This window comes from Streptomyces sp. NPDC050856, from assembly GCF_040653855.1.
Lineage (GTDB): Bacteria > Actinomycetota > Actinomycetes > Streptomycetales > Streptomycetaceae > Streptomyces.
Window position 1 is genome coordinate 82784 of the sequence record NZ_JBFAGV010000020.1, and the last position, 14223, is coordinate 97006.

General features: G+C 72.6%; 12 protein-coding genes. 4 read left to right on the forward strand and 8 right to left on the reverse strand.

Going from position 1 to position 14223, the window contains the following annotated elements; genetic code table 11:
* Positions 1-314: 314 nt before the first annotated feature.
* Positions 315-2840, forward strand: a complete 2526-nt coding sequence (locus AB0H53_RS19280; RefSeq protein WP_362114333.1) for an ATP-dependent Clp protease ATP-binding subunit — start codon at positions 315-317, stop codon at positions 2838-2840.
* 70 nt (positions 2841-2910) lie between these two features.
* Here AB0H53_RS19280 and dacB read toward each other — a convergent pair whose 3' ends face one another.
* The gene (gene dacB / locus AB0H53_RS19285; protein ID WP_362114336.1) at positions 2911-4461 is read right to left on the reverse strand and encodes a D-alanyl-D-alanine carboxypeptidase/D-alanyl-D-alanine-endopeptidase; all 1551 of its coding nucleotides are present in this window, start codon (positions 4459-4461) and stop codon (positions 2911-2913) included.
* A gap of 550 nt (positions 4462-5011) precedes the next feature.
* Between dacB and AB0H53_RS19290 the strand changes: the two genes are divergently transcribed.
* The gene (locus AB0H53_RS19290; RefSeq protein ID WP_362114339.1) at positions 5012-5800 is read left to right on the forward strand and encodes a M23 family metallopeptidase; all 789 of its coding nucleotides are present in this window, start codon (positions 5012-5014) and stop codon (positions 5798-5800) included.
* Between the two features lie 256 nt (positions 5801-6056).
* Here the strand turns inward: AB0H53_RS19290 and cseC are convergent, their stop codons facing one another.
* The 6 genes from cseC to AB0H53_RS19320 all read right to left on the reverse strand — a co-directional run bounded on the left by cseC (position 6057) and on the right by AB0H53_RS19320 (position 11219).
* The gene (gene cseC / locus AB0H53_RS19295) at positions 6057-7376 is read right to left on the reverse strand and encodes a two-component system sensor histidine kinase CseC (protein ID WP_362114342.1); all 1320 of its coding nucleotides are present in this window, start codon (positions 7374-7376) and stop codon (positions 6057-6059) included.
* Entirely contained in the window at positions 7373-8077 is a 705-nt protein-coding gene (cseB, locus tag AB0H53_RS19300) for a two-component system response regulator CseB (RefSeq protein WP_362114345.1), read from the reverse strand. Before cseB ends, cseC begins: the two co-directional genes overlap by 4 nt.
* A gap of 116 nt (positions 8078-8193) precedes the next feature.
* Positions 8194-8871 carry a hypothetical protein gene (locus AB0H53_RS19305; protein ID WP_362114348.1) on the reverse strand — a complete coding sequence of 226 codons (678 nt, stop codon included), beginning with the start codon at positions 8869-8871 and terminating at the stop codon, positions 8194-8196.
* Positions 8859-9440, reverse strand: a complete 582-nt coding sequence (locus AB0H53_RS19310) for a SigE family RNA polymerase sigma factor (protein WP_362114351.1) — start codon at positions 9438-9440, stop codon at positions 8859-8861. The genes AB0H53_RS19305 and AB0H53_RS19310 overlap by 13 nt, the downstream gene beginning before the upstream one ends.
* A 204-nt stretch (positions 9441-9644) precedes the next feature.
* A complete protein-coding gene (locus AB0H53_RS19315) occupies positions 9645-10541 on the reverse strand; it encodes an A/G-specific adenine glycosylase (protein WP_362114354.1) in 897 nt (298 codons plus the stop codon).
* 24 nt (positions 10542-10565) lie between these two features.
* On the reverse strand, positions 10566-11219 hold the full coding sequence (locus AB0H53_RS19320; RefSeq protein WP_362114357.1) for a phosphatase PAP2 family protein: 654 nt from the start codon (positions 11217-11219) through the stop codon (positions 10566-10568).
* A gap of 174 nt (positions 11220-11393) precedes the next feature.
* Between AB0H53_RS19320 and AB0H53_RS19325 the strand changes: the two genes are divergently transcribed.
* Both AB0H53_RS19325 and AB0H53_RS19330 read left to right on the forward strand, forming a co-directional pair.
* A complete protein-coding gene (locus AB0H53_RS19325; protein ID WP_362114360.1) occupies positions 11394-12251 on the forward strand; it encodes a hypothetical protein in 858 nt (285 codons plus the stop codon).
* Between the two features lie 138 nt (positions 12252-12389).
* The gene (locus AB0H53_RS19330; RefSeq protein WP_362114363.1) at positions 12390-12764 is read left to right on the forward strand and encodes a VOC family protein; all 375 of its coding nucleotides are present in this window, start codon (positions 12390-12392) and stop codon (positions 12762-12764) included.
* A 54-nt stretch (positions 12765-12818) separates the two neighbouring features.
* On the opposite strand, the gene disA is transcribed toward AB0H53_RS19330, so the two are convergent.
* Complete coding sequence (gene disA, locus AB0H53_RS19335) at positions 12819-13943, reverse strand: DNA integrity scanning diadenylate cyclase DisA (RefSeq protein ID WP_362114366.1); 1125 nt, start codon at positions 13941-13943, stop codon at positions 12819-12821.
* Positions 13944-14223 lie beyond the last annotated feature (280 nt).

A 14223-nucleotide genomic window follows, 5' to 3' on the forward strand; every position in this document is an offset into this window, starting at 1 on the left:
AGCTGAGGGAACCGGGGTGCGCCGCATGGAGTGTCGGTCGTTACGGGTAGGACATCCCTAGTGGGAGGGGCGATTTCACGGCTGCGGACGTCTCACGTTCGCCATCGGCGTACTGCCGTTGAGGGTAAGTGCCTGGCCTGCGGGAACATCGTCTCGCACCATCGGGTTGGAGCATTTGTCGGCGTTCGGGTCAGGAGGCCATCCACGGGTGTCGGCAGTTGGAATGAGCGGTCCCCGCTTGCGGGACTAAGCTGCGGAAGGACAGGGAGGGGACCGACCCCTTACTGCCTGACCGCTCTGAGGAGCGATTAACGATGTTCGAGAGGTTCACCGACCGCGCGCGGCGGGTTGTCGTCCTGGCTCAGGAAGAAGCCCGGATGCTCAACCACAACTACATCGGCACCGAGCACATCCTCCTGGGCCTGATCCACGAGGGTGAGGGTGTCGCCGCTAAGGCCCTGGAGAGCCTCGGGATTTCGCTCGAGGCGGTCCGCCAGCAGGTGGAGGAGATCATCGGCCAGGGCCAGCAGGCCCCGTCCGGCCACATCCCCTTCACGCCCCGTGCCAAGAAGGTCCTGGAGCTGTCGCTCCGCGAGGCCCTCCAGCTCGGCCACAACTACATCGGCACCGAGCACATCCTGCTCGGCCTGATCCGCGAGGGCGAGGGCGTCGCCGCCCAGGTCCTCGTGAAGCTGGGCGCCGATCTCAACCGGGTGCGGCAGCAGGTCATCCAGCTGCTCTCCGGCTACCAGGGCAAGGAAGCCGCCACGGCCGGCGGTCCTGCCGAGGGCACCCCCTCGACGTCCCTGGTCCTCGACCAGTTCGGCCGGAACCTCACCCAGGCCGCTCGTGAGTCCAAGCTCGACCCGGTCATCGGGCGCGAGAAGGAGATCGAGCGGGTCATGCAGGTGCTGTCCCGCCGTACGAAGAACAACCCGGTCCTCATCGGCGAGCCCGGCGTCGGCAAGACGGCGGTCGTCGAGGGCCTGGCGCAGGCCATCGTCAAGGGCGAGGTGCCCGAGACCCTCAAGGACAAGCACCTCTACACCCTCGACCTGGGCGCGCTGGTCGCCGGCTCCCGGTACCGCGGTGACTTCGAGGAGCGCCTGAAGAAGGTGCTCAAGGAGATCCGCACCCGCGGCGACATCATCCTGTTCATCGACGAGCTCCACACCCTGGTGGGTGCGGGCGCCGCCGAGGGCGCGATCGACGCGGCCTCCATCCTGAAGCCGATGCTCGCCCGCGGTGAGCTCCAGACCATCGGTGCCACCACGCTGGACGAGTACCGCAAGTACCTGGAGAAGGACGCCGCGCTGGAGCGCCGCTTCCAGCCCATCCAGGTCGCGGAGCCGTCGCTGCCGCACACGATCGAGATCCTCAAGGGCCTGCGGGACCGCTACGAGGCCCACCACCGGGTCTCCATCACGGACGAGGCGCTGGTCCAAGCCGCCACCCTGGCCGACCGGTACATCTCCGACCGCTTCCTGCCGGACAAGGCGATCGACCTGATCGACGAAGCCGGTTCCCGGATGCGCATCCGCCGGATGACCGCGCCGCCGGACCTCCGCGAGTTCGACGAGAAGATCGCCGGTGTCCGCCGGGACAAGGAGTCCGCGATCGACTCCCAGGACTTCGAGAAGGCGGCCTCCCTCCGCGACAAGGAGAAGCAGCTCCTGGCGGCGAAGGCCAAGCGGGAGAAGGAGTGGAAGGCCGGCGACATGGACGTCGTCGCCGAGGTCGACGGCGAGCTGATCGCCGAGGTCCTCGCGACCGCCACCGGCATCCCGGTCTTCAAGCTGACCGAGGAGGAGTCCTCGCGTCTGCTGCGCATGGAGGACGAGCTCCACAAGCGCGTCATCGGGCAGAAGGACGCCATCAAGGCCCTGTCGCAGGCGATCCGCCGTACGCGCGCCGGTCTGAAGGACCCCAAGCGCCCGGGTGGCTCGTTCATCTTCGCCGGCCCGTCCGGTGTCGGTAAGACCGAGCTGTCCAAGACGCTCGCCGAATTCCTCTTCGGCGACGAGGACGCGATGATCTCCCTCGACATGTCGGAGTTCAGCGAGAAGCACACGGTTTCCCGTCTCTTCGGTTCCCCGCCCGGATACGTGGGTTACGAGGAGGGCGGCCAGCTCACCGAGAAGGTGCGCCGGAAGCCGTTCTCCGTCGTCCTCTTCGACGAGGTCGAGAAGGCCCACCCCGATATCTTCAATTCCCTTCTCCAGATCCTGGAGGACGGTCGCCTGACCGACTCCCAGGGCCGGGTCGTGGACTTCAAGAACACGGTCATCATCATGACGACCAACCTCGGGACCCGGGACATCTCGAAGGGCTTCAACCTGGGCTTCGCGGCTCAGGGCGACGTCAAGACCGGTTACGACCGGATGAAGGCGAAGGTCAACGAAGAGCTCAAGCAGCACTTCCGGCCCGAGTTCCTCAACCGTGTCGACGACACGGTGGTCTTCCACCAGCTCAGCCAGGAAGACATCATCCAGATCGTCGACCTGATGATCGCCAAGGTGGACGAGCGCCTGAAGGACCGCGACATGGGCCTTGAGCTCAGCGGCTCCGCCAAGCAGCTCCTCGCCAAGCACGGGTACGACCCGGTGATGGGCGCCCGGCCGCTGCGCCGGACGATCCAGCGCGAGATCGAGGACATCCTGTCGGAGAAGATCCTCTTCGGTGAGCTGCGCCCCGGTCACATCGTGGTCGTCGACACCGAGGGTGAGGGTGAGGAGAAGAAGTTCACCTTCCGCGGTGAGGAGAAGTCCGCACTGCCGGACGTCCCCCCGATCGAGCAGGCCGCCGGCGGCGCCGGCCCCAACCTCTCGAAGGACGCGTAAGCGGTCGCGGGACCGCTGACGGGCTGCCCCGGACCGTACGGAGACGTACGGTCCGGGGCAGTCCCGTTTCTCAGCACAGGGCGGGCTTGCGCCAGGAGCATTCGAGGTCGGTGGCCCCTTCGGCGCCGCGGGCGCGCCCCGGTGCCGCCGGGGTGATCAGACCCTCGGCCGTGTCGGACCGGGCCAGGGTCACCACGATCGCGTCCTCGACGCTCTTCACCGAGGGGGCGAGGTAGTTGTTGAGGACGACGGAGTACACCAGCCGCCGGCCGCCGGCGTCCGTGACATAGCCCGACAGGGCCGACGCCCCGGTCAGCGAGCCGGTCTTGGCGTGGGTGTTGAGCGCGGCGGGCGTGCCGCACATGCGGGTGCGCAGGGTCCCGCCGACGGCCCGGTCGGGGGCGCAGGCGACGGGCAGGGACGCGTACCAGTCGGCGTACCAGGGGGCGTCCTGGACCGCGAGCAGGAGGCGGGCGAGCTGCTCGGCGGGGAAGAGGTTCATCCGGGACAGCCCGGATCCGTCGGCCTGGCGGACCGTGGCGGTCCGTACGCCCTCCTCGCGCAGGTAGGCCTCGATCGCGGCCAGCCCCGCGCTCCAGGTGCCGCGCCCGGTCGCCCGGTGGCCGATGGCCTTGGTCAGGGCCTCGGCGTGGGCGTTGTTGGACAGCTTCATGAAGGGGTGCATCAGCTCCTTGAGCGGCATGGAGCTGTGCGCGGCGAGCACCTTCGCGGCGGCTGGGGTGGGCGCGCCGAGGCGGGTGGGACCGGCGACGCGTACGCCTCGGGCGGCGAGGGCGTCGGCGAAGACGGCGGCGGCGTAGCCGGTCGGCTCCCAGACGCTGACCCACTCCTTGGTGGCGGTGGCCCCCAGGGGGATCCCGCCGGTGACGGTGATGGTGTTGGTGCCGTGCTCCCGTTCGACGCTCAGGGTGCCGGGCCGGCCGGCCGGGACGGTGGTGGCGCGGTTGTCGATCCGTACGTAGTCGGTGCGGGGTGTGAGGGTGACGCGCGGCGCGGCGCCGGCCCGGGGACCGGGGGCCGCCTCGACGACGACCGTGCCGGCGTCGTAGTCGGTGTCCGGGGCCAGGGTCAGCGGGGAGATCTGCGCCGAGTAGTACGACGACTCGTCGTCCGCGGCCCAGGAGCGGCCCAGGCGCTGGGTGTCGAACCGGGTGTCGTCGGCGACCAACCGGCCGGTGACGCGCCTGACGCCGGCGGCGGCGACCCGGGCGGCCAGCGCCTGGTAGTCGCGGGCGAGGGTGGTGGGGTCGCCGCCGCCGCGCAGGTAGAGGTCGCCGTGGAGGACGCCGCCGCGCTGCCGCCCGGCGGACAGCACCTCCGTGCGGAAGCGGTGCTCCGGCCCGAGCAGGGCCATCGCCGCGGCGGAGGTGGCCAGCTTGGTGTTGGAGGCGGGCATGAGCCGGTCACCGCTGTGGCGCTGGTAGAGCGGCTCCCCGGTGGCGGCGTCGGCGACGGTGACGCTGACCGCGCCACCCTCCAGCCGGGGGTCGGCCAGGATGGTGTCGATGGCGCCCTTGAGGCCGGTGTCGGACGGGCCCGCACCGGCGGGCAGGGCGCCCAGTCCGACCAGGGCGGCCAGGCCGGCGGCGACGGCGGCCATACGGGTCAGGGGACGGCGAGCCGCGGGTCCCCGGGTCATGGGTCTGCTCGGTCCAGTCATGGCACAGCAGGATCCCGGACGGCGGCCGGGCCGGGAAGAAGGCGTGCGCGGCAGTCGTGGACGGAGTGCGCCGAGGGCCCCACGTGACGGCCGCGGGCCCGGAGGGTCGGTTGCGGGACCCCGGAGCCGTGACAAGCCGCACAGGCGAATCGGGCGGTACTAGGTGGAATAGTGCCCTTTGGGTGATCGGTTCGGCGATGTGGTCGTCGGTGGGGGTCCGTACCGCCGGCGGGGGTCGCTGTGAAACCGCAGGTCGTCCCCGGGTGCTGAGGCTCCTGTGCGGGACAAACCTTGCTTTTAAAGGACATTTCGGTCGGACGCACCGGGGTTCCGTGGTCCGTCAAGAGCGCGCGTCACACCCGGCTGACTACGGTCTTATGTCGTAGATGGGCGGTTTGGGGCGGGATGGGAGTGCGGGTTACCAAGGATGAGCAACCCGCCCGGTGCGCCGCTCGCACCGGGTCCGCTCTTGCCCGGAGGTCTTACCCGTATGTCGCAGCGCGCCAAGCACCCCGCCCGTAACGCCGCCGTCGCCCTCGCCGCCGCCGGCATGGGAGCGTCGATGGTGTTCGGAGCCGGTGCCGCCTTCGCGGCCGAGGGCAAGGCGGCCCCCGTCACCGGCACCGCCGCGGCCGTCGCCGCCCAGGCCGACGCGCAGGCCCAGGTCGCCCAGCAGGTGGCGGCCGCCAAGCAGGCCGCGGCCGCCAAGCAGGCCGCCGCGAAGAAGGCGATCGCCGCCAAGCAGGCAGCCGCCAAGCGGGCCGCGGCCGCCAAGCAGGCCGCCGCGAAGAAGGCGATCGCCGCCAAGCAGGCAGCCGCCAAGCGGGCCGCGGTCAAGAAGGCGGCCGCCAACAACCCCGCCTCCTGGGTGAAGCCGGTCACCGGTTACCACCTGACCGCCTCCTTCAACCAGGGCGGCAACATGTGGTCCCACAAGCACTCCGGCCAGGACTTCGCCGTACCCGTCGGCACCGCCGTCAAGGCCACCCACAGCGGCGTCGTCGTGAAGGCCGGCCCCAACGGCGGCGGCGACGGCCCCGCGTACGGCAACGCCGTCGTGATCAAGCACGCCAACGGCACGTACTCGCAGTACGCCCACCTGTCCAAGGTCAACGTCGGGATCGGCCAGTCGGTGAAGACCGGTCAGCTCATCGCCCGCTCCGGCAACACCGGCAACTCCTCCGGGCCGCACCTGCACTTCGAGATCCGCACCACCCCGAACTACGGCTCCGCGGTGAACCCCATGGCCTTCCTGCGCGCCGAGGGCGTCTCCCTCTGACCCGACGAGCACATCCCCCGCGCGTGCCCCTGGTGCGCCCGCGTCACCGGACCGACGGCGACCCGAGGACGGCCCTCCGCCTCCTCCGGGTCGCCTTCGGCGTTCCACGGGACGCGGCGCGCGGCGGCGGCGCCGCCCGGCCACCGCATCCGACCCGGCCGGAGGGGCGAGCCCGGCGCGGCCGCCCGGCCCCGCCCCCGACGCGTACCGGGCGGCCATGACCGCCGGAACACGGTGCCGGGCGCCGGCGGGTCCGTCAGGGGGTGTCCGGGAAGCGGAGGACGGGGAAGCTGCCCGTCGTGGTCGGGGCGTGGTCCGGCAGCCACAGGACGGCGATCGCGCCGCCCGCCCCCGGGGCGGTGCCCACCGGGGCGGCGTTGCGGAAGGTGAGGCGCGCGCCCAGCACACGGGCCTGGCCCGCCGCGATGGTCAGCCCCAGTCCGTGACCGTGGCCGGCGCGGTCGGTCGACCCGGTCCGGAACCGGCTCGGGCCCTCGCGCAGCAGCGCCTCGGGGAAGCCCGGACCGTGGTCGCGCACCCGCAGCACCCGGCCCTCGACGGTGACCTCGACCGGCGGCTTGCCGTGCTTGGCGGCGTTGGCGAGGAGGTTGCCCAGGATCCGCTCCAGCCGGCGCGGATCGGTGTTCACCCACGACTCGTGCACCACCCGCACCACCGCGTCCGGGTCCAGCGCGGTGACCCGGCGGCTGACGAACTCGCCGAGCGCGATCTCCTGCAACTCCGCCCGCTCCGACGCGCTGTCCAGCCGGGCCACCTCCAGGACGTCCTCGACCAGCGTGCGCATCGCCTGGGCCCGGTCCCGCACCAGCTCGGTGGGGCGCCCCGGCGGCAGCAGCTCGGCCGCGGTGAGCAGCCCGGTGACCGGAGTGCGCAGCTCGTGCGCGATGTCCGCGGTGACCCGGCGCTCGGCCTCGATCCGCTCGTTGAGGGCGTCGGTCAGGGCGTCCACGGCCCGGGCGAGCTCGTCGGTCTCATCGCGAACGACGCCGCCGATGGCGTCCCGGACCCGTACCTCGGTGTTGCCCTGGGCGACCTTCCCGGCCGCGGTGGCGGCCTTGCGCAGCCGGCGCGAGAGCTGCCCGCCGATCAGCACGCCCAGCGCGCACCCGCCGAACACCACCGAGACCGAGCCGGCGATCAGGGCCTGGTCCAGCGCCTTCATGATCGCGGTGCTGTCGACGGCCTGGGTGTGCAGGGACAGCACGTCGCCGTTGGCCAGCGGCACGGCCGCCCACACGTCGGGCGGGCCCTCCGGGTGCTCCTCCACATAGGTCCCGCGCCGCTTCTCCCGCATCAGCCGGTCGAGCTGGGAGGGAAGCGTGGGGTCGTTCAGCTTGGCGCCGAAGCGGGGCTCCTTGGGCTTGGTGGAGGACTCGTACATCCGCTGCGCGAACAGCACCCGCTCCATCTGCACCTCGCGCGAGTTCTCCAGCATCGCGACGCGGGCGGCGTTGTGGACGACCAGGCTCAGCGCGATCGCGACCAGGGCGCCCACGGCGGCGATGGCGATCGAGATCTTCCAGCGGACCCCGGTGCGCAGGGCGAAGCGCTTCATGCCTTGAGCTTGTAGCCGAAGCCGCGGACCGTTTCGATCCGGTCCTGGCCGATCTTGGTGCGCAGCCGCTGCACATGTACGTCGACCACCCGGGTGTCGCCGCCCCAGCCGTAGTCCCAGACCCGTTCCAGCAGCTTGTCGCGGGACAGGACGGTGCCCGGCGCCGATGAGAACTCCAGCAGCAGGCGCATCTCCGTCGGCGTCAGCCCGACCGGGGTGCCGCCCCTGCGCACCTCCATGCCCTCGGTGTCGACCTCCAGGTCACCGAAGACCAGCACGCCCTGCTGCTGCCCGGCGCCGTCCGCGTCGGCCCCGGCCGCCGCCCCGCCCGCGTGCCCGAAGCGGCGCAGCACGGCCCGGATCCGGGCCATCAGCACCGCCCCGTCGAACGGCTTGGTCACGTAGTCGTCGGCACCGGCCTCCAGGCCCAGCACCACGTCGATGGAGTCGGCACGCGCGGACAGCATGATCACCGGCACGGTGGACTCGTCCCGGATGCGCCGGCACAGGCTGACGCCGTCCATGCCCGGCAGCATCACGTCCAGCAGGGCGATGTCGGGCTGCCGCTCGCGGAACGCCTCCAGGCCGGACAGCCCGTCCGGCATCGCGGTCACGACGAAACCGTCCCGCTCCAGCGCCAGCTGGGTGGCCTCGCGGATGACGTCGTCGTCCTCGACGAACAGGACATGGGTCTCGGCCATCCCGCGCTCTCAGTCCTCGGTCGCTTCTCGGTCGGTGTTCGGTCGGTATGTGGTGTTCGGTCGTGCGCCGGTTCGCCGCCGGGCGCACCCCGGCCGGCTCCCGGCGCGCCCGGCGGTCAGTTCTCGCTGGGACCGCTCTGCGTGGGGTTGTCGATGCCCCCGCCGCCGACCGCCTTGCTGTACTCGTTGCGCACCTGGTCGTGCACGGTGAACTTGGTGCCCACCCACCGGTAGGTGATCACGTCCTCGCCCGAGGGGTAGGTCACCGGGTCTCCCTTGGCGTACACCTGCTTGGTGACGACGAGATCGCCCCGGTCGATCGCGGAGTACACCGCGGGCTCCTCGACCGCGAAGACATTCTCGTACCGCGCGTCGCGCATCCGGTACACGTACGTCCCGATGCCCACCGCGTCACCGCACGTCATCACGTTCACCACGACGTCCGCCGTGCCGGCGCCGGTGAGGTTCCCGTACGAGGTGTCCACCGGGTACACGTCCTCGCCGCACGGCTTGAGGTCGTCCTTGACCCGGTCGCTGACCTTCGGGTCGGCCCTGAGCAGCGCCACCGCGTCGACCTTCCGGAACGGCGAGGAGGACGAGGCCGCCGGGGCGGGCGCGGCCGACGGGGTCGCCAGGTCGGTACGGGCGGCGCCCTCGTCCCGCGTCCCCGTACCGCCGGTGGAGCAGGCGGCCGTGAACAGGCCGACGGCGGCGAGCACGGCTGTCGCCGTGGTGCTCGCCGCCCAGGACCTTCCGGTGCCGCTCTCGTCGTCCCTGGCGCTCAGGCCGCGCACCGCTCCCGCCCCCGTTCGTGACGCCGTCCGTCCGTACCCTGCCCGTCCGCGCGCTCCAGGGCACGGGCGTCGGTGTCGACGGCCCGGCTCTCCAGCTCCTGGCGGAGGCGGGCGAGCGCCCGGTGAAGCGTGCTCTTCACCGTACCGGTCGACATGCCCAGCGCGGCGGCGGTCTCCTCGGTCGACATCTGCTCCCAGTGCCGCAGCACGACCACGCTGCGCTGCTTGGGCGCCAGCACCTTCAGGACGTCCATCAGCAGGGCCCGGTCGGCGTGCTGCTCGGTGGCGTCGTCGACGGACGCGTCGGGCAGCTGCTCGGTGGGCACCTCCTCCAGCTTGCGGGCGCGCCACCACTCCGTGCGGGTATTGATCATCACGCGCCGCAGGTACGCGTCGGCGAGGGTCTTGTCCGCTATGCCGTCCCAGCGGCCGTACGTACGGGCCAGCGCCGTCTGCAGCAGGTCCTGGGCGTCGACCGGGTCGGGGACGAGACGGCGGGCGCTGCGCAGCAGGGCGTCCTGCCTGGTGCGTACGTACTCCTCGAATTCGAGCACCTCGCCGTGCGACATCCCGAACCCCTCCATCCCCGTGACAAGCAGTGCAATCGCTGACGTCGCAGACGCTACGGAGCGGTTGTCACGGGGCTGTGCGGAGCAGCCGTCGGCGGACGCACGGCTGGCCATCGGTTGTGTAACAGCGACCTCGTTACGGCCGGCGGGCCCGCGGGAGAAGCCCGCAGGGGCCCGGCCGGAGCGCGGGCGCGCGGTGCGCGGTCAGGTGGCGGGCAGCCGGTACAGCCCGCCGTCCAGCGGTTCCACCAGCCCGTCGGCGACCAGCCCGTCCAGCGCCCGGGCCCGCTGCACCGGCTCGTCCCAGACCGCGTCCAGCGCGGCCTGCGGCACCGGCCCCACCGCCTCGCGCAGGACGGCCAGCAGCTTGCCGCGCACCTGGCGGTCCGTCCCGGCGTAGGTCTGGCCGCGCCGCGCCGGCCCGTCGTGCGCCGGCTTCCCGGCCAGCCGCCAGGCGCACCGCCGGGCGATCGGACAGCGCGAGCAGTCCTCGTTCCTCGCGGTGCACACCAGCGCGCCCAGCTCCATGGAGGCCGCCGCCCACCGTGCCGCGGTCCGCTCGTCGGCGGGCAGCAGCGCGCGGGCCAGCCTGCGCTCGGCGGCCGTGGTGGCGTTCGGCGGGTACCGCACCCCGGTCACCGACCGGGCGAACACCCGGCGGACGTTGGTGTCGAGCACGGCGTGCCGCTGCCCGAACGCGAAGGAGGCCACCGCCGCGGCCGTGTACTCGCCGATGCCCGGCAGCGCGAGCAACCGCGCGTGATCGCTCGGTACGTCACCGCCGTGCCGCTCCGTTATGGCGAGCGCCGCCGCGTGCAGGCGCAGCGCGCGGCGGGGGTAGCCCAGCCGGCCCCAGGCGCGGACCGCCTCGCCGGCCGGTTCGGCGGCCAGGTCGGCGGGGCGCGGCCAGCGGGCCAGCCACTGCTCGTACACCGGAAGCACCCGGCTGACCGGGGTCTGCTGGAGCATGAACTCGCTGACCATCACGCCCCACGCGCCCGCTTCGGGGCGGCGCCAGGGCAGGTCGCGGGCGTGCTGCTCGAACCACGCGAGGACGGGGGCGTGCAGCTCGGTCGGGGTGGGAATCTCGGTCGCAGTCATGGCACCCCGATCCTGGCACGTTCCTCAGACGCGGCGGTGCATCGCCTCCCGGCGCCGCCCTCGCGTGGCGGCCTCCGGGACGGCCGGGCCGGGCCCGGCGAGCCAGGTCACGGCCCCCGACCTGCTCAGGCGCATGGTCCGCACCAGGGCGCCGGTGGGCCGGGTGAGCAGCGTCACGAAGAGCACGGCGGCCACCGCGCCCAGCACCAGGCCGGTCGCCACGTCGTGCGGGTAGTGCACACCGACGAAGACCCGGGAGAACGCCATCAGCAGCGCCATCGGCACCGTCAGCCAGGCGATCCGCCGCCAGGCCAGCGCCAGGGCGAGCGCCGCGGCGCCGGCGATGGCCGAGTGGTTGCTCGGGAAGGACCAGTCCCCGTACGGCGGGCAGGTCACCAGCGACGGTGCCGCACCCAGGACCGCGCGGCACGGCCGCTCCTCGTCCACCACCGACTTCAGCAACTCGCTGACGACATAGCCGAAGGCGGTGCCGAGCGGCGCCAGGACGGCCAGCGCCATGGCCCGGGATCCGGCGGGCCTGGCCCGCCACCAGCCGACGATGAACAGCACGCCGAACAGCAGCAGCCCGGCCTCCGTCCACAGCTCGGCGATGTGCTGGAACCAGCCCGGGGTGGTGTGGGCGAAGTCGGTGATGTCGCGATAGAGGTCCTGGCTCATGATGACGGAACGGTACCTGGCGCCCGGAGACGGCCACACGGCGCCATCGCGAACGGGTTCCCCCGGTGCCTCCGGGGAAACCGCGGAGCGAGCGGATGTGATCATCCGCAAAACTTGACGCACGGGCGGCGGGTGGGGCGGGAGTTGGCGTCGATCTCTCGTACAGTTTGCGCCGTGGGATCTCTGCGCAATCCGGTCGGGCCGCTCCCCTCCTCCATCTACTGGCGACGGAGGGCAGTCGCGGCGAGCCTGGTCGCGCTGCTCGCGCTGGTGATCGTGTGGATCGTCGGTTCCGGGGGCGGGAACGGCGGCAAGGGCAGCGACGGCTCCAACGGCGCGTCTCCCGCGCCCTCGATCACCCCCGGGCCCTCGCAGTCGGGACCCGCGATCAGCGAACAGCCCGGCGGACGTGACGAGTCGGGCGGTACGGGCACGGGAGGCTCCGGCGGGTCGGGCTCCGGTTCGAGCGCGGGTTCCGGTTCCGGTTCCGCCGACGGCGGGGAGCAGGGCGGCACGGGCACGGACGCGGGAGGGGGCGCGGACGGCGGGAAGAACGGCGACACCGCCACGGCGACCGGCGGCGGCACCGGCGGCGCGAACGCCGCCGGCCGGGTCCCGGCGACCTCGCCGCTCCCCAACTGCGCCCCGGGAAGCCTGCGGTGGACGCTGCGCAGTGTGAAGGTCGGCTACGAGCAGGGCGAGAAGCCGCGCTTCCAGCTCGTGGCCAAGAACGCCTCGGGCACCACCTGCAAGACCGACTTCGGGCCCCGGGCCGCCGTGCTGACCATCAAGAACGACGAGGACGACCCGGTCTGGTCGTCCAAGGACTGCCCGCGTGACCCGGGCGCCGTGCTGCTGCGCGTCCCGGCGAACGGCACCGTCACCTACCTCGTCGAGTGGGACCGCCGGCCGAGCGCGCCCCGGTGCGCCACGCCGCCCGCGACGGCGGCCGCGCCCGGCACCTACCTGGTGGAGGCGGCGGTCCCGGGCGCCAAGGTGCTGCCCGCGTCGTTCACGCTGGCCAAGGACTGACGCCGCAGGCCGAGGGCCGGTGGCCCGGGCCGAGGACCGCCGCAGGCCGAGGGCCGTCGGGCGCCCGGTGGCTTCGGCGGCCGTCCGCCGGGAAAACGCGCTGGACAGCCCGACCGGTCCGGGCCGATAGTGCGCCGCATGGCTTCTTCCGTGCGGCACCTCACCATCGACTGCTCCGACGCCTACCGCCTGGGGCGGTTCTGGGCGGACGTCCTGGACGGCTCACTCGCCGACGACGACTTCCCCGGGGACCCGGAGGCGACCGTCACGGCGCCGGGCGCGGCCCTGCTGTTCGTGACGGTGCCGGAGCCCAAGACCGGCAAGAACCGGGTGCACCTGGACCTCCAGCCGCGGGACCGGTCGCGGGACGAGGAGGTGGAGCGCGTCCTCGCCCTGGGCGCCACCGTGGCCGGCGACCACCGGAAGCCCGACGGGACCGGCTGGGTGACCCTGGCCGATCCCGAGGGGAACGAGTTCTGCGTCGAGCGCAGCGCCGCCGAGCGGCGGGGCTGACGGCCACGGCCCGGCGCGCCGGGCCGGGAGGCGTACCGCTCCCGGGACGTTGTCCTAGACGTACCGCTCCAGGATGGAGGACTCGGCGAGCCGCGACAGGCCCTCGCGGACACTGCGGGCCCGCGCCTCGCCGACCCCGTCGACGGTCTGGAGGTCGTCGACGCTGGCCGCGAGCAGCTTCTGCAGGCCGCCGAAGTGCTCCACCAGCCGCTCGATGATGGCCCCGGGCAGCCTGGGCACCTTGGCCAGCAGCCGGTAACCGCGCGGCGAGACCGCCGAGTCCAGCGTCTCGGGCGAGCCGCTGTAACCCAGGGCGCGGGCCACGATGGGCAGTTCGAGCAGCTCGGCGTGGGTGAGCGCGTCGAGTTCGGTGAGCGCCTCGGCGACCGTGCGGGACCGCTTCGCCGTGGGCTCGGGAACGTAGTCCCGGATCACCAGCTCCCGCTCGGGCTCGACACCCGCGATCAGCTCGTCGAGCTGAAGGGTGAGCAGCCGGCCGTCGGTGCCGAGCTCCACCACGTACTCGGCGATCTCGGTGGCGATACGGCGCACCATCTCCAGCCGCTGGGCCACCGCCGTCACGTCCCGGACCGTCACCAGGTCCTCGATCTCCAGCGCGGAGAGCGTGCCGGACACCTCGTCCAGCCGGAGCTTGTACCGCTCCAAAGTGGCCAGCGCCTGATTGGCGCGGGAGAGGATCGCGGCGGACTCCTCCAGCACGCGCCGCTCCCCGTCCACGTACAGCGCGATCAGCCGCATCGACTGCGAGACCGAGACGACGGGGAAGCCGCACTGCTTGGAGACCCGGTCCGCGGTGCGGTGGCGGGTGCCGGTCTCCTCGGTGGGGATGGACGCGTCCGGTACCAGCTGGACGCCGGCCCGCAGGATCTTGGTGATGTCCTTGTCCAGGATGAGCGCGCCGTCGAGCTTGCACAGCTCGCGCAGCCGGGTCGCGGTGAACTCCACGTCCAGCACGAACCCGCCGGTGCACATCGATTCGACGGTCTTGTCCATGCCGAGGACGATGAGACCGCCGGTGTTGCCGCGGAGGATGCGCTCCAGACCGTCGCGCAGGGACGTTCCTGGAGCGACCGCGCTCAGGGAAGCGCGCATCAGTGCTTCGTTGCCGGAGCCTCCGCCGGACTTTCCGGGTGCTGCTGCCCGGTCGTTGGCTGCCACTGCACTCCTCCGGCTCGTACGGATGGGCGAGACCAGGGCAAAGTCTAGCGACCCCGCCCACCGCCGGTCGGCCTCCCGGCCACCCGGACCGTGCTCACCGCCGCCCGACCCGGTCCCGGTGGCTCCGGCCGACGGGCGGGAGAGGGCCCCTTCCGGCCGGGGACATCGCGCTCGGCGGCCCGCCGGCCGGCGGGCGGACCCCCGCTCCCGGCCTTCCGGCGGCGTTCCCGGTACGGCCGCCCCCAGCCCCCGGGGGACGGCCCCCGCCGACCGCTCCCGG